The organism is Gloeothece verrucosa PCC 7822 (assembly GCF_000147335.1).
GTDB classification, from domain to species: domain Bacteria; phylum Cyanobacteriota; class Cyanobacteriia; order Cyanobacteriales; family Microcystaceae; genus Gloeothece; species Gloeothece verrucosa.
In genome coordinates this window covers 5,711,821-5,733,140 of sequence record NC_014501.1, presented here as the reverse complement: position 1 = coordinate 5,733,140, position 21,320 = coordinate 5,711,821, and the positions used below count along the sequence as shown (strand labels likewise).

Genomic DNA, 21,320 nt, shown 5'->3' with positions numbered 1-21,320 from the left:
TTGTTCATATTTTCTAGCTTGATGCTACTTACTTTTATGAATAATTTTTATCTTTCATGTATATAACGTCGCAAAACTGAGTTAATCATAGTTTTATATTCTTTTCCTTGCGCTTGAAACCATGCAAGTACATCAGAGTCTAGTTCAATTAAATTGCTACTTTTATTAGCCGGTATTGTCAATGTAGCATTTTCAAAAAATTCATCAGTTAAGGGCGCAATATCAGAGTAATCAATCTCCTCATCAGTCATTGCTTCAAGTGCATCCCAATCAGTACGTGAGGTATTTTTCGAATCGTTGACGTTCATATCGGTTTGCTTTTCGTGCAGAAATAATACGAATTATATTGTTTTGTCTTTCCGTCCAGACGACGACTACTACAAGATTTTGTAAAAATCCGATGCTGATCCACCGATCTTCGCCGTAGTTAGTCCGTTCGTCAAGTTCAGTGAGCATTGAACCATCAAACATGGCAGGAATATCCGCGAAGTCTATTCGATGTTTACGAATATTTTCTAAATTTTTCGCTTCATCCCATTCAAATTGCATGAAAATTCAAAACTACTGAACAAGTACAAATCTATTATCACCGATCTTGTTGAAGTTGATCCACTGAATCAAACGTTAAAAATCAAATAAGGTGGGCACTATTAACCTTAAAAGCTTGGTATACAATTGGTCGGATGTGACCACCCTAGGAAATATATGTTACATTGATAATACAAAAACCGGATTGTGATGAAGGTATGCCCATATCAGTTTTAAGATGGGAATAAGTTAAAAAAGCGCAGGTGGAGAAATAGTTGTGGAGTCCCAATACAACGCAGAAGCGATCGAGAAAAAATGGCAACAGACTTGGGTAGAGATGGGGATAGACAAAACCCCAGAAGACAAGACGAAACCCAAATATTACGCTTTATCCATGTTTCCCTATCCCTCTGGAAACCTACACATGGGGCACGTTCGGAACTATGTAATTACCGATGTTATCGCTCGTCTGAAGCGGATGCAAGGGCACCGGGTTCTCCATCCGATGGGTTGGGATGCGTTTGGACTACCGGCAGAAAACGCCGCTATTGAAAGGGGTATTCATCCGGCGAAGTGGACTTATCAAAATATTGCTCAGATGAAGCAACAACTCCAACAATTGGGGTTATCCATAGATTGGAACCGGGAAGTTACTACTTGTTCCCCAGACTATTACAAGTGGACTCAATGGTTATTTTTACAGTTTTTTCAGGCCGGACTCGCTTATCAAAAAGAAGCGGCGGTAAACTGGGACCCCATCGATCAAACCGTATTAGCAAATGAACAGGTCGACGCTGAAGGAAAGTCTTGGCGTTCGGGTGCTAAAGTAGAACGAAAATTATTGCGTCAGTGGTTCTTGAAAATTACTGACTATGCTGAACAACTCCTTAATGACTTGGATAAGTTAACCGGTTGGCCCGAAAGAGTTAAACTGATGCAGGCCAACTGGATCGGAAAATCTATTGGCGCTTATTTAGAATTTCCTGTCGTGGGAATGGATGAAAAGATCGCTGTCTTTACTACCCGTCCAGACACGGTTTATGGGGTGACTTATGTGGTGTTAGCGCCTGAACATCCTTTAACCCCTAAAGTGACTACCCCTAAAAATAAGAAAGCGGTAGAAAAGTTTATTAAAGAAGTCACCAGCGAGAGTGAAATAGAACGTACCGCCGAAGATAAACCGAAAAAGGGGATCTTAACCGGCGGGAAAGCAATTAACCCCTTTACTGGCGAACAAGTCCCCATTTTAATTGCCAATTATGTCCTCTATGAATATGGTACAGGGGCAGTGATGGGCGTACCGGCCCATGATGTGAGAGATTTTAAATTTGCTAAGGAAAATAAGCTTCCTATTCGGGTGGTTATTGTTCCCGAAGACGCAGGGGATAAGGATACTCCCCTAACTGAAGCTTATACCGACCCCGGAATCATGGTCAATTCCGATTCATTTAACGGTATGGACTCTACCAAAGGCAAAACCGCTATCATAGACTATGCAGAAAATAATGGGTTCGGTAAAGCTAGGGTACAATATCGCCTCCGAGATTGGTTAATTTCTCGTCAACGCTATTGGGGTTGTCCTATTCCGGTGATTCATTGTCCCAGTTGTGGAACAGTTCCGGTGCCGGATGCAGATTTACCGGTGAAGCTTCCAGAAGATGTGGAGTTTAGTGGCCGGGGTGCTTCTCCTTTGGCAAAATTGGATCACTGGATCAACGTTTCTTGTCCGAGTTGTGGGGAACCGGCCAAACGAGAAACCGACACGATGGATACATTTATTGATTCGTCTTGGTATTTCCTCCGCTATAGCGATGCCAATAATGAGCAAGAAGCGTTTAATTTAAAAGAAGTAAATGATTGGATGGCGGTGGATCAGTATGTAGGCGGTATTGAACACGCGATCTTGCATTTGTTGTATTCTCGCTTCTTTACTAAGGTGGTACGGGACCGGGGTTTAGTCAATATTGATGAACCTTTCCAACGCCTGTTGACTCAGGGGATGGTCCAGGGGATGACTTATAAAAATCCTAAGACGGGTAAGTATATCCCTTCTGCTCAAGTTAACCCCAATGACCCTAAAGATCCAGAGACCGGCGATCCTTTAGAAGTCTTCTATGAGAAGATGTCTAAGTCTAAGTATAATGGTGTCGATCCGAAGCAGGTTTTAGGGAAATATGGGGCCGATACGGCACGGATGTTTATTCTTTTTAAAGCGCCGCCTGAAAAGGACCTTGAATGGGATGATGCGGATGTGGAAGGCCAATTTAGGTTTTTGAACCGAGTTTGGCGGCTGGTTGGGGATTATATTGCTAATCATAAACCGTCTAAGAAAAAGAATGACTCTTTGACCAAGGTTGAACAGGACCTCCGCCGCGCTATCCATATTGCGATTAAAGAAATTTCTGATGATTTGGAGGGAGAGTATCAGTTTAACACGGCTGTTTCTGAGTTGATGAAGTTGAATAATGCTCTTTCTGAGGCGAAGTGTTATGAGTCGCCGGTTTATACCGAAGGGGTGGAAACGCTGTTAATTTTGTTAGCGCCTTTTGCTCCTCATATTGCTGAAGAATTATGGCATCAGTTGGGAAATTCTGATTCTGTTCATCGGCAAAGTTGGCCTCAGTTTGATCCGTCTGCTTTGGTGGTAGATGAAATTACTCTGGTTATTCAGGTTATGGGTAAAACAAGGGGGACTATTCAAGTGCCTTCGAGTGCTTCTAAGGAGGAGTTGGAAAAGTTGGCGCTTAACTCGGAACTTGCTCAACGTTATCTGAAGGATCAAGAGGTTAAAAAGGTGATTGTTGTGCCGGGTAAGTTGGTTAATTTTGTTGTTGGTAAGTAGTGGCGAAGGGAGTAAGTTAATTCTTACTCCCCCCTTAATAAGGGGGGTTGGGGGGGATCTAATTTAAAATTGTCCGCAGATGAATACAGATGATTTTAAGAGGGGAATAAAGGAGGGTAGAAAGTGTTATGTTTTTGGAGTTGAAGCGGCTTTATGTGCCACCGGGAGAAAGGGTTTTATTGAGGGATGTTTCTTGGCAAGAGTTTGAGGAAGTTTTGCGAGAGTTGGGGGATGGGAGAGCGGCTAGGTTGTCTTATAGTTATGGGGTTTTGGAGATTATGACTCCTCTGCCAGAACATGAAAAGGTTAAGGGTTTGTTGGGAGAGTTTGTTAGGATTATTGTTGATGAATTGGGGTGGGAATGTGAACCTTTTGGATCGACTACTTTTAAGAGTGAACGGATGGATCAAGGGGTGGAACCGGATGAGTCTTTTTATTTTCAAAATACGGAGTTAGTGAGAGGAAAGGATAAGATTGATTTGACTGTTGATCCGCCGCCTGATTTGACCATTGAAGTTGATATTACTTCTCGTACTCGTTTTGATAATTATTTACTTTTAGGGGTTCCTGAGTTGTGGCGATATGATGGTCATAGGTTACAAATTAATTTGCTTCAGGAGGGTGTTTATCTTGAGTCTAAGGTGAGTAGTATTTTTCCGATGTTGTCTTTAGTTGATCGGATTCCTGAAATGATCCGACCGTGTAAAGTTTTGGGCAGAAGTGCGACGGTTAGAGCTTTTCGGAGTTGGGTTAGAGAACAGTTAAATAAGGCTGAATAGGAGATTTTATGTTAAAGGATTTAAGAATTAAAAATTATCGCGGCTTTGAGGATTTTTATATTGATGGGTTGGCTAGAGTTAATTTGATTGTTGGTGATAATAATATTGGTAAGACGAGTTTTTTAGAGGCTATATATTTATTAGTTAAACAACCTCTTTCACCTAATGAAAAATCAGTATTACTTGAAATTTTAGAGAGAAGAGGAGAATTAATTAAAGAAATTGTTGTCAAAACATCTAGCGAAAAAGTAATTACTGATTATATTTATGAAAATTTGCATTTTGGATACCAAATAACGGAGCAAAATCAAGAAATTAAAATATCATCTAAAATTGACATAAAAAATTTAATAGTTTTTTCAATAAAATACCAAACAGAGTTTGAAAAAATAAATATTTCTTTTATGGAAGAAGCTAAAGCAGAAAAGATGCCTAACGTAATTTATAGAATTAATTACCAGTTAGTCAAGAAAGAAAATAATAAGCGAGAATATAAAAATAATCTCAAAGAAATAAAAGGACAATTAAATACTTTTAATGCTTCGTTATTTTCTCCAATTTCTATTATTTTTATTGATGATGAAAAAATTGATACACAAAACATTAGAAACCTGTGGGATCAAATCAACTTAACTCCTAAAGAAGATATAGTTCTAGATTCATTAAAAATAATTATTCCTAACTTACAAAAAATAGCTTTAACAGTGAGTCATACTCCTCCACAAGTTAGACTAAGAATTAAAGATAGTGATAGCCCTATTCCTTTAAGTAGTATGGGATCAGGAATGAAAAAAATATTTCAACTCGCTATGTCATGCTTAACAGTAGAAAATGGAATATTGTTAGTTGATGAAATAGAAACAGGATTGCATTATGAAGCTCAAACTGATATGTGGCGCTTACTCATAGAGACAGCAAAAGAATTAAATATACAAATCTTTGCCACTACTCATAGTTGGGACTGTATTTGTGCCTTACAAGAGGCTTTAGAGGGCATAGAAGATAAATCGGTTGCCAAATTATTCAGATTAGATAAAAAATATGGTAAACTTCGTTCTGTTGAATATACCGCAGAAGATATAGATATTGCTGTTCGTCAAAGTATTGAGGTTCGCTAATGCCAAAAAGAATACAGCCGCCTAAACCTAAATCTCAACAATTGTTAGTAGAAGGAAAAGATGATAGGCACGTTATTTGGGCATTATGTGAACGGTATCAAATTCCCGAAACTTTTTCTATAGAAGTTCCTAAAGAAGAAGATGAAATGGGCGGCGTTGAAATTCTTCTAGAAGGTTTACCAAATAAATTAGAACAAAAAAGACTACAAACATTAGGCATAGTTGTAGATGCCGATCAAGATTTACAAGCTAGATGGCACTCTATTAGAAGTAAACTTGAAATAGTAGGCTATCAAAATATTCCTAATATTCCTAGTCCTGAAGGTTGGATACATACACAAGCAGAATTACCTAAAATTGGCGTTTGGATAATGCCTAATAATCAATTACCAGGAATGTTAGAGGACTTTGTTGCTTATCTTATCCCTACAGATGATCAATTGCACCCAAAAGCAATAGAAATCTTAGAACACCTTGAAGAATTAACTATACATCGCTACGCTGAAGTAAAACGTCCTAAAGCTTTAATTCATACTTGGTTAGCTTGGCAAGAAAAACCAGGAATGCCAATGGGACAAGCAATAACCGCACAAGTCCTTACTTGTAATTCAACTATTAGTGAAACTTTTATTAATTGGTTAAATAGTTTATTTAATTCACAGGATACGGATACATAATTGATACAAATTTTCCCTAAACCTGAATATAATTGATCCCCCCAACCCCCATTAATAAGGGGGGCTTAAAAATCCCTTAATAAGGGGGGCTTAAAAATATTTACAATCAATCAAAAATAATATTAGCCCGCGTAGGATTGCTCTGCTCGGTTGGCCCTCACCCTTCAGGGTGTAGGGCAAAAGGAAGAGGTCCCAATTACAGCGCTCCCGCCGCCGTTTGATCCAAAACTCCTCCCCCTAAATGATTAGTAATATTAATCGCTTGTAAAACCGGTTTAGTGCCAGGTCCTTGAAGATAATCAATAACACTTACTGCTCCATTACCTTGTTTAATATACCAAAAATTAGCTGGTTCTAAGCCTAATAAATAACAAACAATAACCTTATTAATCGCATCATGAGCAACAACAATACCGGTTTGAGGATTTTCTGGGTCATCATATTTTTTTACCAATTCCTCCCAACAAGCAACCGCCCTATCCCATACATCTTGTAAATTTTCTCCCTCTGGCATTTGTACGGTTTCGGGTTTTTCATCCCATTGCTGTAATAACCCTGGAAATTCTTGATCAATTTCTGTCTTTAATTTTCCTTCCCACAGTCCATGACAAATCTCTATCAGTTGCGGCTGAAGGTCTAACTCAATGTTAGGATGATATTGCAAAATAATTTCAGCCGTCTCTTTAGGTCGTAACATCGGGCTACTCACCGCAAAATTTAGCTCGATATCTTTTAAAAATTCTGCCGCTTGGCCGGCCTGTTTCTTTCCATTTTCATTAAGCGGAATATCTCTAATCCCTTGAAACCTAGACTCGCGATTCCATTGGGTTTCTCCGTGACGAATTAATAAAAAACGCGGGCCTTTATGGGAAGGACGATAAGAAGGAATTTTTACGCCTAAATGAGCGGTTTGATTTAATGATTCTAACTGAACTGGTTCACCCCATCCCCCTGTAAAATTCAACACATTAATACAACAATTCGATTGCTGAATGGATTGATAATAAGAGGGTTTAATCCCAAGAGCGCTCATAATTAAACAGCGATTAATGCCATTATGAGCCACAATTAAAATGGTTTTTCCCTCATGTTTCGGTAAGATTTCTCGCCAAAATTGTTGCGCTTGTTCGTAGAGAGATAATACTGGGTAATGTTCCTGTTGTCCCTCCAAAATCATCTTAAACTCGTGAGGACGTTCATGCCAACAACGATACTCTTCGGGGAATTTTTCGGCGACTTCCTGCTTGAGCATATTTTCCCACAACGGCAAATCAATCTCCATCAATTGATTGAGCGGCTGTAAAGGGGGAGAATTTTTGAGATAAGAGTGTATAATTTCGGCTGTGGCCTTCGCTCGTTGGAGAGGACTACAGTAAACTGCATCAAGATCTAGATTACTTAGAGAATCTCCCAATATTTGGGCATCATCACGCCCTTTATCTGTTAATACAGACTCATCACAACGGCCTTGAATCTTCTTTTGAGCGTTGTAGCTGCTTTGTCCATGACGCACGATAATAACTCGAGTAGTCAAGCGGCTTATCCTCCCTTATTTTGCCTATCCCTGTCTAGATTACAAGGTTTTGGCGATTAAAGTCATTCCACAAATTATCGGATTTATACTGAGTTTAATTACTTAAGCAGTCTTACTCAGCAAATTATGTTATGATTTCATGACAATTGATCCCCAAGGTGTTGATAAAATCGTGAATAGCTCTTAGATTGTAGAAAAACCCCCTTGACGTATAGCAGACCGGTTCTGTTACATAATATTAAGAAAACGATCCCCAGTGATCCCTTTTATCGTAGGAATCATGGGTCTAGACAACTCGCCCTCTCGTATAACCCCCGCCAGTTTTAGAGGACTGTCAACCGCTAAATCTCGGCAAGTGAATCTGAGTAAGAGTGCTATCTAGTTCCCAAGACTGGGAAAAGCACGATCAAAAAACAGGACAAATTCATCTAAATATGAGGTTAATCGTGAGGCATCTTGTCCTAGCCATTTAAAATCACAACCCCCAGGAGCTAAATACCGTTCCAAATAATCGGAGAGTGTACTTCATGGTACAAGAACGCCCACCCCTAGAAGAGATGACATTAAGGCAGCTACGAAAAGTTGCCAGTGAATGTAACATCTCTCGTTACAGCCGAATGCGTAAGGCTCAGTTATTAGAAGCCGTTAAAACAGCATTAGAAGCTCAAACTACTTCTCAAACTACTTCTCAATTTACATCTCAATTTACGTCCATATCTACTGATCAGGAGGAGCAAACAGTGGAAGCATCTAAATTTGATGTCGGTCAAGAAGATCAAATCGGAGGTCCTTTATCTTCCGTCGATGATGGTTTAGGGGACCTGCCCGGTGGCTACGGAGAAAGCCGCATTGTTTTGATGCCCCGCGACCCCCAATGGGCTTACACTTATTGGGATGTTCCCAATGAGCATAAAGAAGAACTCCGTCGTCAAGGAGGACAACAATTAGCCCTGCGGATTTACGACGTAACTGATATTAATCTAGATTATCAATCCCCCCACAACATCCAAGAGTATCTCTGTGATGAGTTGGCACGGGAATGGTATATGCCTATTCCTGTCAGTGACCGCGATTATGCAGTGGATATCGGCTACCGTTGTGCGGATGGTCGTTGGTTAGTGTTGGCTCGTTCTGCGCCGGTGCGTATTCCTCCGGTTTATCCTTCTGATTGGGTAGAAGATATCTTTGTTACGGTTAATTGGGAGGAAGACTTACGCGATAAGACGGTTTACACTCTGGTTCCTCCTGCTAAACGTCAAGCGGTTTCCGCAACCGACAACCCCATCTACAAGCAAATCTTTAACATGGCTCAAGGTGCAGAAGCACAGCGCGTGGCCGGTTCTGTCTACGGTTCTATGCAGCACGTTGCGGGTTCGCTCATGTCTTCTTGGGCGGTCACTGGCGAACAAGCCATCAGTTCTTATGTCTTCCCCTCGGGTGCGGGAATGTGGGCATTGCCTACTGTATCCGGTTTAAATATGTCCGGTATCGGCATGACCGCGTCTGGAGTAGGTATGGGAGCTTCTGAAATTCCCATCCGTCCTCGTAAGTTCTGGTTGGTTGCGGATGCGGAATTAATCGTTTATGGGGCTACTGAACCTGATGCTACTGTTACAATTGGTGGTCGTCCCATTAAGCTCAATCCTGACGGGACTTTCCGCTTCCAGATGTCCTTCCAAGATGGGTTAATTGACTACCCCATTATGGCAGTGGCGGCTGACGGTGTTCAAACCCGTTCAATTCAAATGAAGTTTACCCGCGAGACTCCCTCTCGTCATACCAATACTAAGGACGAAGCTATCTTAGAATGGCCCAGCTTAATCTAAACAAAAATTGATTTAAAACCTTTTAAATCTTAAAATAGCCAACTCAATTAATCCCCTAACTTTCCGCAGTTGGGGGTTCAATTTTGCTGTGGTCGCTCATTTATTTATCTGACTTTTTACGGCATCTAACCCGGTTCGAGGCTCGGTGTTATACCAATTTGCACTTTATAAAAATTCTCTGTATTTTTTTAAAGAAGTACCCCTAATATAATAATTATTATACTAATATACGATCATAACTGGATTTTTCTTGATGTTCGTTGCTCAACAAATTTTATTAATTTCATTGGCTTATGTCTGATCTAAAAGAAACTAATCTAACAATTGAGGAAGCTTTAAAACTTCTAAGGGAATATAGTTGTATCCAGGTTAAAACAGTAGACGCAAAAATACAAAAAGAGCAACTTCGGGAAGCATTACTGCTGATTACGAGTGTTTCAGAATACGAAAATATAGGCGTTTGTGCCAATAATGCTCAAGAGGGATTAGCCGCCTTATTCAGCTATTTAAAGGCCTTCGGATATCAGACTAATTTTGAGGCAACTGAAAAATTTGAGGAGCATCAGCCCGTCTATATTAAGTACAATACTCAAAAGCAATCTCACTATCTTGATTCCTATGCGGGAAGTTATAGAGGAGTATTGATTTCTTGTCAAGCCGATGATGATGCCTTAGTGGGAACTTATGGTCATTTTCCTCTCGATTTGTTTATGTAACTTCTTTGAATTTAAGCTCTGTTACTTCATGATTTAAAAAGTTTTTAATCCTCCTGGAGACGTTGACTACGTCGAGTACAACGTCTCTGAAATTAGGAGGTTTATCTGGCTTAACTCGATCATGGATGCTCATTTTATTAGTTAATATTCAAATTTTGATTTAAGCCTTTTTTCACCCAAGTTAAACAATCATAAGCTGATAAAAATATTTTGGGTGCGGCGATATTTTTGAGTTCATGGGGAGGATAATGATCATAAAAACACTTTCCTCCTTCTTGATGAATAATAATTAAATTGTTTTGATAAGTATAACGTTCTTTAAAATAATCTGTATTGCTAAATTTTTCGATATTTTTATCTAAATGTTGTTTAGCAATATCTATAATATCTTTAAAATTATTCGAGTAAAGTTCAGACGGATTAGTCGCCTTATGAAAAGGACTTTTATCTCCGTCCTCAGAGAGTAAACAATAAGAATAAATAAGTTCTCCTACCGTAATAGTAAACAGAAAAGGTATAATTAAATTACCTTTGTAAGAAACCGATTTTTCATAAAGTAATCGACTCATATACACAGGATTCACGAATAAATTTAGTAGATTTTCAAGTTGGCCGCTCAGGAAGTAGCAATAACTCATGAACCAACCCCACTTGTAGAAGTAGGCAAGCGTCGGAAACAAGTTGCCGACCCCAGGCTTTGGTAAAATAATACCTCACCCAGAGGCTGTAGGATAAAAGAATGTCAGACCTTGAAACTCTAATTGTACAAATTCGCACTGAAGCTGAGCGAGAAATTTTTCCCATTGATACAGGAGTTTATAAAGCCGCCGGTAAAGAACCCACTCAGCCTATTCTATATTTTGGCAACCTTAAGAGTCAAATTTGCTTTTTCGGGCGAGATTTAGGGCGAGATGAAGTCTATGCCGCTCAACCTTTAATCGGGGCTGCCGGAACCCTGGTTAGACAAGGGTTTTATGAAGCCATCTATAAAAAAAAGCCGAAAACGAAGAAAGATTTAGAAACGGTAGGTGATCGCGCCATTTTAACCAATACAGTACCCTACAAACCCCCAGGAAATAAAGCTTATTCCATTGAGGTTAAAGAACGTTTTCGTCCCTTTATAGAGCGTTTATTGGTACTGCACTGGGAAGGAAACCAAATTATTACATTAGGCACAGAAGCCTTTAAATGGTATGCTCCCTATGGAGCCAAAGGAGAAATCAATAAATTTTTTTTGCGAGAAGACCGCTATGAGGCTAAGTTAAAAGTTACTTTGGCGGCTACTGATGAGCAAAAAATGACCCATAAACGAGAAGTAACCCTTCTGCCTTTGCCCCATCCCTCTCCTCTCAATCAAAAGTATTATGAACTGTTTCCCCAGTTATTGCAGGAGAGGTTAAATGAATTTGAGTTTTGAGAGAGGTTAAATTTTTAGGTGGGCACTGCCATTGATTTGAACTGAGTCATAGGCAATGCTCACCCCCAAAGTACCAGTGCGGCTTGTTGATGTCCAGCTACTCAATTTAGTCAAAATAAAACAAAGTAACTAACTTGCGTTGTTCTTCTGCTTCCTGACAGGTATGTAGTAGGGTATGGCTGTCGTGAAAAGCAAAACAGATTAACTGCTGGCATCGAGAAATAATCTCACGGTTACAGATGGCGCTGGCTTCTCCTAGAGACAGATGGTCATTTTCGGGGTTTTCTACCAGATGAATGACTTGTCTGAGTTGTTCTTGAGACTCCCTCGGTTGACGTTCTAAACTTTGGGGGAGAATAACTGTCACTAAATTAGGATCAGCCCGCATAGCCCCTTTTATCGCTGCGGAATTGGTGCCGGTGGCTCCGGATGTCATAATCCGATTGCCCGATAATACAAGGGCATAACTCATCATCTCGATTAACTGTTGATGAGTGATAGGAACATGACGAGATCCTAGTAGAGCAATCCGTTTCGACCCGGTTTGCTGAATAGCTGCCAGTTCCTGGGTTAAAGTATCTAGGGTGGGAATATCGACTGACTGACTCAAAGATTTTCTCAATTGGCGAATGACCGGATGTTATTGTAGCAAATGTTGCGAGTGACAAGTGTTTGATGTAACAGTTTTTTGGAATCTATTTAAGTTTTTGAGACTTTTTTCGCTAACCGCTTGCTTTTAAATTTCGAGGTGTGTTAATATAGATTTCCGCATGGACGTATAGCTCAGTTGGTTAGAGTACATCGTTGACATCGATGGGGTCACTGGTTCGAATCCAGTTACGTCCACTCCTTTTATAGTTCTCCTTTAAACGCTTTGTCTAAGATGGCGGGAAGGAGGGCATTAAGTTCTTTTAGGGATTCTTGTCTTAAGCGCTTCATTTCGTCTATTTGGGTTTGTAGGTTGTCGAGGTAGGTTACGATTTCTTGTTGTTCAGAGAGAGGAGGTAAAATAATAGGTAATGCTTTCAATTTTTTCGCATTAATATTTGCTTGTCCCGTCATTTGTTTACGCTCATTAAACATATAAGTTCGCCCAAGAGATGAATTAATATACATTGCTATTAATGTAGGGTTAGCTTGAGCTTTATCAAGCCGTAAACGAATTATATATGATGCAAACCCATATTCTCCTTTAAGATTAAAAACTGCACATTTGCCGACTAATTCTGCGCTATTTGTACGATTAACTAGAATATCTCCTTTTTGAAGAATTAATTTATCTTTATTTTTTTCATGAATATCTAAATATTTTAACTCACTAACATCTAATATACCATTTTGAATATTGCCCATTCTTAAAATAGGAATTCCTACTTTATAATCATGAGTTTTTTCAGATGTGCCATAACAGTCATCAATAACGATATCTCCTAATTTTTTATTAGCCCAGTGTGTGTTTTTACAGATAGTAAATAAATTATAAATTTCAGCATTTATTAGCATCTCACACTCCCTAATTCCCGCTTCCTTTAACCCTCGTGCCTCTTCTATCTTGGCGACTAACTCTTCTATTTTGGCTATGATTCGCTGTTGTTCTTCGAGTTTAGGCAAAGGAATTTTCATAGAAAGAAATTTATCTTCCTTGAGGCGAATGCGATTAGTAGTACCTTCACTAGCAACTTTACACAGTTCTATAAAAGTAGGCGTTTTACTCATCCAGTTAAGAAAATGAGGTAAAATCCTATTAATATTTAGATTAAAAACAGGAAAATCATTAGTAACAATTGCACCATTGAGGCAATCTGGAATTAGGCCAAAAGAACCATGACGAGCATCAATTCGAGAGACAATAAATTGTCCTGAACGAACTTGTAATCGTTGTGAAGCTGCAATTTCTGTCCCTATTACTTCATTTCGTTCAACTACACCTTTACCCCAATATTTTACAGTAATTTGTTTATATTTTTTATTTGCTTCTATTTGAATCCAAGTATTAGATTTAATTAATATTTCTCCTAACGGCACTAAATCCCAATTCTGACTCATTCTTTACCCCTCTTTTTTTATTATTGTACTTAATTTCTTGTGAAACGCCCTAACCCTGAAGGGTTGGGCTATACGAGCAAAGCCCGCCTGCGCGGGCTAGATTAAGAATATAGCGTTTTACATACTCAAAATCTCCTGAATTTCCGCCATAATTTCAGCCACCCGTAAATCCTTAGCCATAATATCTGCTACTAACTTATCAGGGGGTAAATGTTCAAAATCCTGCCCTGAATTAGGGTTCTTTTGGTCTAAATTAAAAACCCTCCAGTAAATCTCATCCCCCTTAGCTTGTTCCTCCTTAGCAACACCCCGATAACGTTGTTCCTCAGCTTGAATGATACTTATTTTCCCTTTCAATTCCTTAATCTGTTTCTCAAGTAATTTTTTCTGTTCAACAGGGGTAAAATCCAGATTAGACACTTCTAAAACCTTAATTTTTTCCTCTAACTGTTTTATCTGCTTACTACATTTATCCGCCATTGCTAACGCTTCATTCGCCGCATCCCAATGAGGTTGTGCTTTTGCCTTAGCCGCCTCATAAACTGCCCCAAAATTATAACGCCATGCTTGCCCATTTTCCTCTCGATTATTCCACCATACTAAACACTCGTCAAAATCTCCATCTTGCATCGGTTTAGTTTTAGTAAATTTCTTCATTCCCTCTGGTAAAGCAACCTCATAATACCAAATTTCCTCCGTACTTCCAGACGCATCAAAAAATAACAAATTGGTGGGAATACTCGTATAAGGTTCAAATACCCCATTAGGCAAACGGACAATGGTATGTAAATTAAACTGAGTCAATAATTGTTCCTTCACCTTAGCACAAATTCCATCCCCAAATAACACCCCATTAGGAACAACAATACCTCCTCGTCCCGGTTTGGGATGTTTCTTCAGTAACCGCATAATTAACTGAAAAAACAATAACGCCGTCTCAGAGGTTTGCATTTTGGGCGGGAAATTATTCTTGATTTTTTCTTCTTCTTCACCTCCGAAAGGAGGGTTAGTTAGGATAATGTCTACTTGGTCTTTTTGCCCTAAATTAGTCAGAGGTTGCCCTAAACTATTTCGGTGTTCTACATCAGGGTATTCAACCCCATGTAAAAGCAAATTCATCTGAGCTAACATATAGGGCAAAGGTTTAGCCTCAACCCCAGATAAACTCGCCTGTAACATTGCCCATTCATCCGCCTTACATTGACCCTTTAAATACTCATAAACCTCAATTAAAAAACCAGCCGTCCCGCAGGCCGGATCGTGAATAGTTTCTCCTAATTTGGGGTCAATAACTTTCACCATAAACCGCACCACAGGACGAGGAGTATAAAACTCTCCTGAATCTCCCGCCGCGTCGCGCATTTCTTTGAGCATCGACTCATAAAAGTTGCTCAGTATATTGACTTCTTCAGAACTATCGAAATGAATATCATTAATTTTATTGACCACATCCCGCAATAATGCCCCACTAATCATGCGGTTATTCACATCCCGAAATACTTCTCGGATAAGGTCTTGTCGTTCTCTTCCTGTATTACTCTGAAGACTTCGTAAATAGGCAAATAGCCCGTCAGATTCCTTGCCATCTGGTAAAATAACTTTTTCATTATTAATAAACTGTAGAAACTGGTCACCGCTTAACAAATGAAGGGTTGTTTCCGGTTGATTGGGCTGTTTTACCCAGTCGCGCCAACGGTAAGGATATTTAAGTAAAGATTGATAGATTTTACCTTCTAAAAATGCCTCATCTTCCCTCACTTTTTCCATATCATCAAGTAGCTTGAGAAACATTATCCAAGTGAGTTGGGGAAGGCGGTCTAATTCTCCATTTAACCCTTTATCCTTCCGCATGATATCACGGGCAGATTTAATGACGCTGCCGAGGCGTTGGGCAGTTGTTTGGGATTGTTTTGAGGGGTTGTTGGTACGTTTGGGCATTTTTAGTTAGGTAAATAGTTCTCATTTAGAACTTCTTCTAAGGAAACAGAACATAATTCAGGGAAAATGTCAAGAGCTAACCCTGTCTCACTAGCGGCTAATTCTCTAGCATCTTGATAAGATTGAGAAAAAACTTCCTGCAAAAAAGGCTTTAAACTTGGGCTAGTTTGTAGGGCATCCCTCAATCGTTTTCGATGTTCTATGATAGTATAGAGCCAGCTATTAGTCCGTTTTTCAGCTTGATATTGATATTTTAGCAAGTGCATTAAGAGAATTCTCAAATTACTTTTACAAGCATTTTTTTCGCTTCTGCCCATACTTTCTAGTTCTTCAATTAAATTCTCATAGTCAACTTGCTCTAAATTTTTTTCTCTAAGTAATTGGGTCGTGGCTGTTAACCAAAGTAAAAAATCTTGTTCATAAAGAGTTTTAAGTGATAAATTGAGAGAAACTTTCATAACGGTTAGTCCTATTTAAGCCGCATACAATAAACTTTGTAACTGTTCAATAGCCTTTTTTAATTGTTCTGCCCCTCCAAACTTGTTGGAGATTTCCCGAATATTGCCAAACCTCTCCTCTACTGCTTTAACCTTCAGCGCTGCGGGTAAGACAAACTGCTGTGGCCCACCTTGAGCATAATTTTCTAACAATATCTCTAGGATAGCTCTTGCTTCCTGCCCATACTGCTCAAAAAAACTCTTTCCCTTGCGTTTTAGCTGTTCTGCACGTTGTTTACAGGTCATTATTGGTGCATCAAAAGCTATATGACATAATAAATCAAAAGGATCTGCTTCTGGTTGGTTCGTCACCTGTTTAAGGTCTTCAAAATCAATCCCTCTGTCTCCTAATTGTTCAATAATCTCCGAACGCCTCTCTGTATCTATCCACCGTTGCTGTATTTCTATACTAGACCGATAAAGAGTTCTAACTTGCTCTTTTGTATAATCGACTAACTTAAAACTCCGCAACCGGTTACCATTAGGGTCTAATTCATAAACAATTTCCCCAATTACCTCACATTGACCCCCATCATAATAATATTTCCGAGGGACAATATCTTCATCTTCAGCAATGCCTGTAAACCCTAATGGGGCATCATCTTCTGGCACATCCTCAGCCGCTTGTGGATTTTCAATAACCTCCTCTGTTCCCTCAACCGTTTGCCCCTCATCATCCATTTCTTCGGTTTCAATGCGTGTCGATTCTCCATCAAAAGCAGGGTCAGCAAAGAGTCGGGTGCTGTTAGTATAATCCAATATATAAAAGAAAGACTTACCGGCATCTTCTTCAACACGAGTACCACGCCCAATAATTTGTTTAAAATCGGTCATAGACTTAATAACCTTTGCCAACACCACATTTTTACAAGTCGGAACATCTACCCCTATAGCAAGTAACTTCGACGTTACAGCAATCACTGGGGTTTGAGTTAAAACATCCTGAAACTGATAGAGATATTCTTTCCCCACTTCTCCGGCAGCAGAAGTAATGCGGCAAACATAATTAGGATATTGACGCGCCAAATCAGCATTAAAATTATTCAACGCCCTAACCATTTCTTGAACATGGGGTTCATCCACACAAAAAACAATGGTTTTAGCAAAACGATCTGTTTTTTTGAGGAAATTAGTAATATGACGGGCTATTGCTTCAGTTCTCACTTTTAAGGCTACTGCCCGTTCAAAATCGGGGGTTTGATATTCTTCATCAGGAATAGTGCGCCCATACCTATCTAATTCATCAGGGTTAGGCCGCCACCCAAAGGCATCAAAAGTCGTCGTTACCCGATGAACGGTATAGGGGGCTAAAAATCCATCCCCTATTCCCTGTGCCAAAGAATAAGTATAAAGAGGATTGCCAAAATAACGATAGGTATCTACATTATCATCTCGTTTCGGCGTTGCCGTCAGTCCTAACTGGTAAGCCGGCTGAAAATACTCTAAGATTTTTCTCCAGTTGCTTTCATCCCTGGCACTACCTCGATGACACTCATCAACAATAATGAAATCAAAGAAATCAGGGCTATACTCTCGATACAAACCAATGCTCTTTTTATCCCCGGCGATGGCCTGATAAATAGCAAAATAAATTTCGCGGCTATGAATAGCTTCTCCTGCTATTTTATGGATAATATCTTCGGGAAATACAGCAAAATCCTTAAGCATGGGTTGGTCTACCAAAATATTTCTGTCTGCTAAATACAAAATTCTCGGCTTTCTATATTCCCTGTCCCGATTCCATCCCATCGTCCATAGCTTTTGACAAATCTGAAAGGCGACTGTGGTTTTCCCTGTTCCCGTCGCCATTGTCAGTAATAGCCGCTTCTGCTGTTGGAGAATAGCTTGAATAACCCGATTAATAGCAATCCGTTGATAATAGCGAGGGATTTTTCCACCGGTTAAATCAAATGGCGTTAAAAGCTTATCAGCCACTTCATCCGTCAATCCCTCTGCCTGCCGTTGTCTTGCCCAAAGTTCCTCCGGACTGGGAAATGAATCAATTTCTGTGATAAGCCCTGTAGTGTAGTCGAATTCAACAATTCCGGTGCCATTTGTGGCATAAGCGAACTTTAAGCTTAATAACTCCGCGTATTCCTTAGCCTGTTCTAATCCATCATAAGGGGATTTGAGTTTCCGTTTCGCTTCTACTACCGCTAAAGGAAAATCACGGGTATAACAGAGTAAATAGTCGGCTTTTTTCCTACGCCGTCGTCGAATCTTTTTGCTTGTACTTAGAATGCGCCCTGCATCAATATAATACTGTTCTGTAATCAAGTGGGGTTCAGGCTCCCAAGCACTTAATTTAGGTAAAACGTATTTACGACAAGTATCAGCTTCGTTAAGAGACATAGTTGTAGTGAAGTTAAATAAAATTTCAGCTAATAGTGTAAGTACCTGGACATAAATAAAGCTCACTATGTTAAGAAATGTAAAAACATTGAAAGTCTTACCTGTTCCCTGTTCCCTGTTCCCTGTTCCCTGTTCCCTGTTCCCTGATCACACAGTTAACTTTAATTGTGTCCAGGTACTTATCAATCTCATAAACTATAATTTATACCAGCAACATTGAACCTAACAACCGAATATTTCCGTATTTTTACTGGTTTTTTAACTGTTTTGTCAAAAAGATATTATTAATTTATATTAAAGCGTCTGGCTGATTATTCGTTTTAAGCATTCTTTAAATGAGCCGATTACCTTTCGCCGTAGGAATTATATTTTTTATTGATAAAAAATAGAGAGTTTTTCTTGACTCTCTTATTTGCTCATATTTAATTTTTTCAGAAAGCATTATTAAGAAAAAATTACTAATTCTTATTGCTTCAATTATTTCAGAAATTTTTTTTCAAGAGTTCCAAAATTATTAAACAATAAAAATTTAGTCTGACTTTTTCGCTTTTTGCCTCTTAAAAAACCCGCCAAAGCTTATAGCCATTCCTGTACCTAAAATAGTCAAAGGTTCGGGAACATAGCCGGTAGGGATTTGACGCAAGGTAAAGGCGGCGTTACCGTTAGCATCAATGGGTACATTCAAGACAAAAAAGGGAGCGGTTAGACTCCGAAATCTAAAACGATCAGAAATAATACTACCATTGTCAAAAGAAATATTAGTTCCCGAATTTGTCACCTCAGCAAAGCCTAGAACATCATCTATTAAATTAAGCACATCAAAAGGTGTAGAAAACGGTCCAAAAAAAGTAGTGAGAGCAAAAAGACCACTACTAGGGTCTGATTGAACAAATGTATTTCCTTTACCTGTCCCTATACTAATATCAAACTTTGTCCAAGTTTCATTAGAATTGTTCTGAAGTAGGTTGAAAAAGTCAAGCTCGACAGAGCTATTGGGTGTATATCCTGTCAGTTCAATTTCTACATCGAAAGGGCCTAAGTCTGTAGCTTCTTCAGTCAAAAAAAATTGATCGTTGCCCGACAAAAAACTCTCAGGATTGTATCGCGTTCTTACAATGTTCCAATTTCCATAGTATCCTATTACTGAAATATCAGCCGCGTGAATAGGTTGAGCCGCTAAAGCGAAGGAGGCTAGTCCGCTTACTAGAACACTCCCCCCTATACAGAGGTTAAGTTTAACCATCTTTATATTGTCTCCGAGTATTGTTTTAACCTAAACCCCGCCGTTGGTAGGCGAAGTGTAGATCAAAAAATTGTACAGCCATCCTGTTAGAGTTAAAGTTAGTTTTACCTTCAATCAAGTATAAGTTCATGTAAAAGTTATGGAGGCATGGAAAATTATTAGCATCAACCGCCTCCCCTCCAACTAAGTATTTTTCCTTATAATAAATAACGAACCAAAAGAAAAAATCAGAACCCGAGGATGAAAACGATCAAATCTCTACTACTAGGCGTAACCTTAGCCACCGTAGGGCTATCCCCCCTACCCGGTGCAGCACAAGTCAAAGACACCCAAGTAAACGCCCTGGTATCAGCCCTAAAACAAGCCGCACCCCCAAACCGTCCCAATGACGGAATGTATAGTTCTTGGCAAGTTCTCCCTGGCATTATCCCGAGTTGGACAAAACAATGTCTAGGTAAAGAAATGACCCCACAACAATTTGAGACCGATGAAAATGCAGCCCGTCAAGTGGTTAGCTGTATCGTAGCGCGAGAACTCAAAACCCAGTATAAAACCACTAATAATGAAACCCAAGCGGTGACGAGTGTAGCTTGCTGGTGGATGACCGGCAAAACCACAGGATGTAATCAAGGAAACACAGGGACTTATGTCAACCGAGTAGTTAGTTTATACAAACAGCAAATGAAAGCTAAATCCTAAAAAACTCGGGGTAGGCGGATGTGCCTGCGCCTGCCCTAATTAGCTGACCTTCATCTCTAAACGCTAAATTTTGTACTTGGAGGGAGTTTTCAAGTTTATATAAAAGACGATTACTAGCTTAAAAAATTTATAGTAAGCAAATAAATCAATTGAATCTAGGAAATTGAGCCACAAAAAATGTTCTAGACTCAATTAAAATAAAACCGCCCTGCTTTTGTGTAGGGTAATATGGAATTAATTCCAGGAGTTATAAGTATGACTTTGCCATTAAGTAAGCAAGCAATGATCATTCGTACAGAGCGCGGATTGACGATTGCAGGCACGCGCATCACTCTTTATGATGTGATGGATTATGTAACGGCTGGATATCCACTTAAATTTATTCGGGGTTTATTCGATCTTACAGAGGAACAAATTAACGCTGCTTTAGCTTACATTGAAGCAAATCCTTCAGAGGTGGAAACCGAATATCAGCAGGTTCTCAAAGAAGCCGAAGAGCTTCGACAATACTACGAGGAGCAAAATCGTGAGCTAATTGCCAAAATTGCGGCACAACCGCCCAAGCCTGGAACCGAAGCGGCTTGGGAAAAATTGCGGGCAGCTAAGGCAAAGCGCGAATCAAGGGTATGAATTTTCTGATCGATCACAATCTTAAAGGTCATGCCTTAATTCTTTTTGGTGCTATTGCTAGTCAAGGCTGGCTTGATCTCGTCCCGATTCGGTTTGTGACATTTGCGGAGATGGAATTATCGATCAATAGTGACGATAGGGTTGTTTGGCGACTAGCTCAAGAAAATCAGATGATTTTGCTTACAGCCAATCGCAGCATGAAAGGAAAGGATTCTCTAGAGCAAGTCATGCGTGAAGAAAATACCTCAGCATCTTTGCCTGTGATGACGATTAGCAATGCTGACCGGCTACTAAACGACTCTCAATATCGAGATCGGTGTGTTGAGAGGCTGATTGAAATTGTACTTGATATAGCAGAAGTCAGAAGTCAGAAGTCCCCAAGTCAGAAGGAAAAAGCTTATTGCTATTAGGTTTGAGGTGTAAAAGATGTCCTAAGCACAGGAGCGGTTGCTATATTGATAGTTATCGAGGGGTAAGG

General features: G+C 39.5%; 20 protein-coding genes and 1 tRNA gene. 11 read left to right on the top strand and 10 right to left on the bottom strand.

All coding sequences use genetic code 11. The features are described from left to right. Positions 1-47 precede the first annotated feature (47 nt). Together CYAN7822_RS25805 and CYAN7822_RS25800 are read right to left on the bottom strand one after the other, a co-directional pair. Positions 48-308, bottom strand: coding sequence for a BrnA antitoxin family protein (locus tag CYAN7822_RS25805; protein WP_013325204.1), 261 nt, complete (start codon positions 306-308; stop codon positions 48-50). Then, complete coding sequence (locus CYAN7822_RS25800) at positions 271-549, bottom strand: BrnT family toxin (RefSeq protein WP_013325203.1); 279 nt, start codon at positions 547-549, stop codon at positions 271-273. The genes CYAN7822_RS25805 and CYAN7822_RS25800 overlap by 38 nt, the downstream gene beginning before the upstream one ends. A gap of 256 nt (positions 550-805) precedes the next feature. Between CYAN7822_RS25800 and leuS the strand changes: the two genes are divergently transcribed. The 4 genes from leuS (at position 806) to CYAN7822_RS25780 (ending at position 5,944) form a co-directional block, all read left to right on the top strand. Beyond that, on the top strand, positions 806-3,370 hold the full coding sequence (leuS, locus tag CYAN7822_RS25795) for a leucine--tRNA ligase (protein WP_013325202.1): 2,565 nt from the start codon (positions 806-808) through the stop codon (positions 3,368-3,370). Positions 3,371-3,498: 128 nt separating this feature from the next. Next, positions 3,499-4,149, top strand: a complete 651-nt coding sequence (locus CYAN7822_RS25790; protein WP_013325201.1) for a Uma2 family endonuclease — start codon at positions 3,499-3,501, stop codon at positions 4,147-4,149. Between the two features lie 8 nt (positions 4,150-4,157). Next, complete coding sequence (locus CYAN7822_RS25785; protein WP_013325200.1) at positions 4,158-5,267, top strand: AAA family ATPase; 1,110 nt, start codon at positions 4,158-4,160, stop codon at positions 5,265-5,267. After that, positions 5,267-5,944 carry a DUF3226 domain-containing protein gene (locus CYAN7822_RS25780; protein ID WP_013325199.1) on the top strand — a complete coding sequence of 226 codons (678 nt, stop codon included), beginning with the start codon at positions 5,267-5,269 and terminating at the stop codon, positions 5,942-5,944. Before CYAN7822_RS25785 ends, CYAN7822_RS25780 begins: the two co-directional genes overlap by 1 nt. 196 nt (positions 5,945-6,140) lie before the next feature. On the opposite strand, the gene CYAN7822_RS25775 is transcribed toward CYAN7822_RS25780, so the two are convergent. After that, the gene (locus CYAN7822_RS25775) at positions 6,141-7,478 is read right to left on the bottom strand and encodes a histidine phosphatase family protein (RefSeq protein WP_013325198.1); all 1,338 of its coding nucleotides are present in this window, start codon (positions 7,476-7,478) and stop codon (positions 6,141-6,143) included. A 527-nt stretch (positions 7,479-8,005) separates the two neighbouring features. Between CYAN7822_RS25775 and CYAN7822_RS25770 the strand changes: the two genes are divergently transcribed. Together CYAN7822_RS25770 and CYAN7822_RS25765 are read left to right on the top strand one after the other, a co-directional pair. Beyond that, on the top strand, positions 8,006-9,304 hold the full coding sequence (locus CYAN7822_RS25770) for a DUF4912 domain-containing protein (RefSeq protein WP_013325197.1): 1,299 nt from the start codon (positions 8,006-8,008) through the stop codon (positions 9,302-9,304). 293 nt (positions 9,305-9,597) lie between these two features. Beyond that, positions 9,598-10,020 carry a DUF1824 family protein gene (locus CYAN7822_RS25765; protein WP_013325196.1) on the top strand — a complete coding sequence of 141 codons (423 nt, stop codon included), beginning with the start codon at positions 9,598-9,600 and terminating at the stop codon, positions 10,018-10,020. Between the two features lie 137 nt (positions 10,021-10,157). Here CYAN7822_RS25765 and CYAN7822_RS25760 read toward each other — a convergent pair whose 3' ends face one another. Continuing rightward, positions 10,158-10,589, bottom strand: a complete 432-nt coding sequence (locus tag CYAN7822_RS25760; RefSeq protein WP_041933392.1) for a hypothetical protein — start codon at positions 10,587-10,589, stop codon at positions 10,158-10,160. A gap of 170 nt (positions 10,590-10,759) precedes the next feature. Here CYAN7822_RS25760 and CYAN7822_RS25755 point away from each other — a divergent pair, with 170 nt between their 5' ends. Beyond that, positions 10,760-11,437 carry a uracil-DNA glycosylase family protein gene (locus CYAN7822_RS25755; RefSeq protein ID WP_013325194.1) on the top strand — a complete coding sequence of 226 codons (678 nt, stop codon included), beginning with the start codon at positions 10,760-10,762 and terminating at the stop codon, positions 11,435-11,437. 106 nt (positions 11,438-11,543) lie between these two features. Here CYAN7822_RS25755 and CYAN7822_RS25750 read toward each other — a convergent pair whose 3' ends face one another. After that, on the bottom strand, positions 11,544-12,047 hold the full coding sequence (locus CYAN7822_RS25750; RefSeq protein WP_013325193.1) for a DNA-processing protein DprA: 504 nt from the start codon (positions 12,045-12,047) through the stop codon (positions 11,544-11,546). 162 nt (positions 12,048-12,209) lie between these two features. Here CYAN7822_RS25750 and CYAN7822_RS25745 point away from each other — a divergent pair. After that, positions 12,210-12,283, top strand: a tRNA-Val gene (locus tag CYAN7822_RS25745). Positions 12,284-12,289: 6 nt separating this feature from the next. On the opposite strand, the gene CYAN7822_RS34855 is transcribed toward CYAN7822_RS25745, so the two are convergent. The 5 genes from CYAN7822_RS34855 to CYAN7822_RS25720 form a co-directional block, all read right to left on the bottom strand. Next, positions 12,290-13,483 carry a restriction endonuclease subunit S gene (locus CYAN7822_RS34855; protein ID WP_013325192.1) on the bottom strand — a complete coding sequence of 398 codons (1,194 nt, stop codon included), beginning with the start codon at positions 13,481-13,483 and terminating at the stop codon, positions 12,290-12,292. Positions 13,484-13,600: 117 nt separating this feature from the next. Beyond that, positions 13,601-15,421 (bottom strand): class I SAM-dependent DNA methyltransferase, encoded by a 1,821-nt coding sequence (locus CYAN7822_RS25735; RefSeq protein WP_013325191.1) that lies wholly within the window; start codon positions 15,419-15,421, stop codon positions 13,601-13,603. Between the two features lie 2 nt (positions 15,422-15,423). Beyond that, positions 15,424-15,879 carry a DUF29 domain-containing protein gene (locus tag CYAN7822_RS25730; protein WP_013325190.1) on the bottom strand — a complete coding sequence of 152 codons (456 nt, stop codon included), beginning with the start codon at positions 15,877-15,879 and terminating at the stop codon, positions 15,424-15,426. Between the two features lie 15 nt (positions 15,880-15,894). Next, entirely contained in the window at positions 15,895-18,270 is a 2,376-nt protein-coding gene (gene hsdR / locus CYAN7822_RS25725; RefSeq protein WP_013325189.1) for an EcoAI/FtnUII family type I restriction enzme subunit R, read from the bottom strand. A gap of 529 nt (positions 18,271-18,799) precedes the next feature. Beyond that, the gene (locus CYAN7822_RS25720) at positions 18,800-19,513 is read right to left on the bottom strand and encodes a PEP-CTERM sorting domain-containing protein (RefSeq protein WP_013325188.1); all 714 of its coding nucleotides are present in this window, start codon (positions 19,511-19,513) and stop codon (positions 18,800-18,802) included. 240 nt (positions 19,514-19,753) lie between these two features. On the opposite strand from CYAN7822_RS25720, the gene CYAN7822_RS25715 reads away from it, so the two are divergent. The 3 genes from CYAN7822_RS25715 (at position 19,754) to CYAN7822_RS25705 (ending at position 21,252) form a co-directional block, all read left to right on the top strand. Further along, entirely contained in the window at positions 19,754-20,212 is a 459-nt protein-coding gene (locus tag CYAN7822_RS25715; RefSeq protein ID WP_013325187.1) for a hypothetical protein, read from the top strand. 255 nt (positions 20,213-20,467) lie between these two features. Continuing rightward, entirely contained in the window at positions 20,468-20,842 is a 375-nt protein-coding gene (locus CYAN7822_RS25710; RefSeq protein ID WP_013325186.1) for a DUF433 domain-containing protein, read from the top strand. Beyond that, positions 20,839-21,252, top strand: a complete 414-nt coding sequence (locus CYAN7822_RS25705) for a hypothetical protein (protein WP_013325185.1) — start codon at positions 20,839-20,841, stop codon at positions 21,250-21,252. The genes CYAN7822_RS25710 and CYAN7822_RS25705 overlap by 4 nt, the downstream gene beginning before the upstream one ends. Positions 21,253-21,320 lie beyond the last annotated feature (68 nt).

What these genes read in the sequence shown, in the direction of transcription:
- CYAN7822_RS25720 (WP_013325188.1), bottom strand. Translation starts at nt 19,513, where the DNA reads ATGGTTAAACTTAACCTCTGTATAGGGGGGAGTGTTCTAGTAAGCGGA.
- CYAN7822_RS25765 (WP_013325196.1), top strand. Translation starts at nt 9,598, where the DNA reads ATGTCTGATCTAAAAGAAACTAATCTAACAATTGAGGAAGCTTTAAAA.
- CYAN7822_RS25770 (WP_013325197.1), top strand. Translation starts at nt 8,006, where the DNA reads ATGGTACAAGAACGCCCACCCCTAGAAGAGATGACATTAAGGCAGCTA.
- CYAN7822_RS25785 (WP_013325200.1), top strand. Translation starts at nt 4,158, where the DNA reads ATGTTAAAGGATTTAAGAATTAAAAATTATCGCGGCTTTGAGGATTTT.
- CYAN7822_RS25715 (WP_013325187.1), top strand. Translation starts at nt 19,754, where the DNA reads ATGAAAACGATCAAATCTCTACTACTAGGCGTAACCTTAGCCACCGTA.
- CYAN7822_RS25800 (WP_013325203.1), bottom strand. Translation starts at nt 549, where the DNA reads ATGCAATTTGAATGGGATGAAGCGAAAAATTTAGAAAATATTCGTAAA.
- CYAN7822_RS25760 (WP_041933392.1), bottom strand. Translation starts at nt 10,589, where the DNA reads ATGAGTCGATTACTTTATGAAAAATCGGTTTCTTACAAAGGTAATTTA.
- CYAN7822_RS34855 (WP_013325192.1), bottom strand. Translation starts at nt 13,483, where the DNA reads ATGAGTCAGAATTGGGATTTAGTGCCGTTAGGAGAAATATTAATTAAA.
- CYAN7822_RS25805 (WP_013325204.1), bottom strand. Translation starts at nt 308, where the DNA reads ATGAACGTCAACGATTCGAAAAATACCTCACGTACTGATTGGGATGCA.
- CYAN7822_RS25780 (WP_013325199.1), top strand. Translation starts at nt 5,267, where the DNA reads ATGCCAAAAAGAATACAGCCGCCTAAACCTAAATCTCAACAATTGTTA.
- CYAN7822_RS25730 (WP_013325190.1), bottom strand. Translation starts at nt 15,879, where the DNA reads ATGAAAGTTTCTCTCAATTTATCACTTAAAACTCTTTATGAACAAGAT.
- CYAN7822_RS25755 (WP_013325194.1), top strand. Translation starts at nt 10,760, where the DNA reads ATGTCAGACCTTGAAACTCTAATTGTACAAATTCGCACTGAAGCTGAG.
- CYAN7822_RS25705 (WP_013325185.1), top strand. Translation starts at nt 20,839, where the DNA reads ATGAATTTTCTGATCGATCACAATCTTAAAGGTCATGCCTTAATTCTT.
- hsdR (WP_013325189.1), bottom strand. Translation starts at nt 18,270, where the DNA reads ATGTCTCTTAACGAAGCTGATACTTGTCGTAAATACGTTTTACCTAAA.
- CYAN7822_RS25735 (WP_013325191.1), bottom strand. Translation starts at nt 15,421, where the DNA reads ATGCCCAAACGTACCAACAACCCCTCAAAACAATCCCAAACAACTGCC.
- CYAN7822_RS25710 (WP_013325186.1), top strand. Translation starts at nt 20,468, where the DNA reads ATGACTTTGCCATTAAGTAAGCAAGCAATGATCATTCGTACAGAGCGC.
- CYAN7822_RS25790 (WP_013325201.1), top strand. Translation starts at nt 3,499, where the DNA reads ATGTTTTTGGAGTTGAAGCGGCTTTATGTGCCACCGGGAGAAAGGGTT.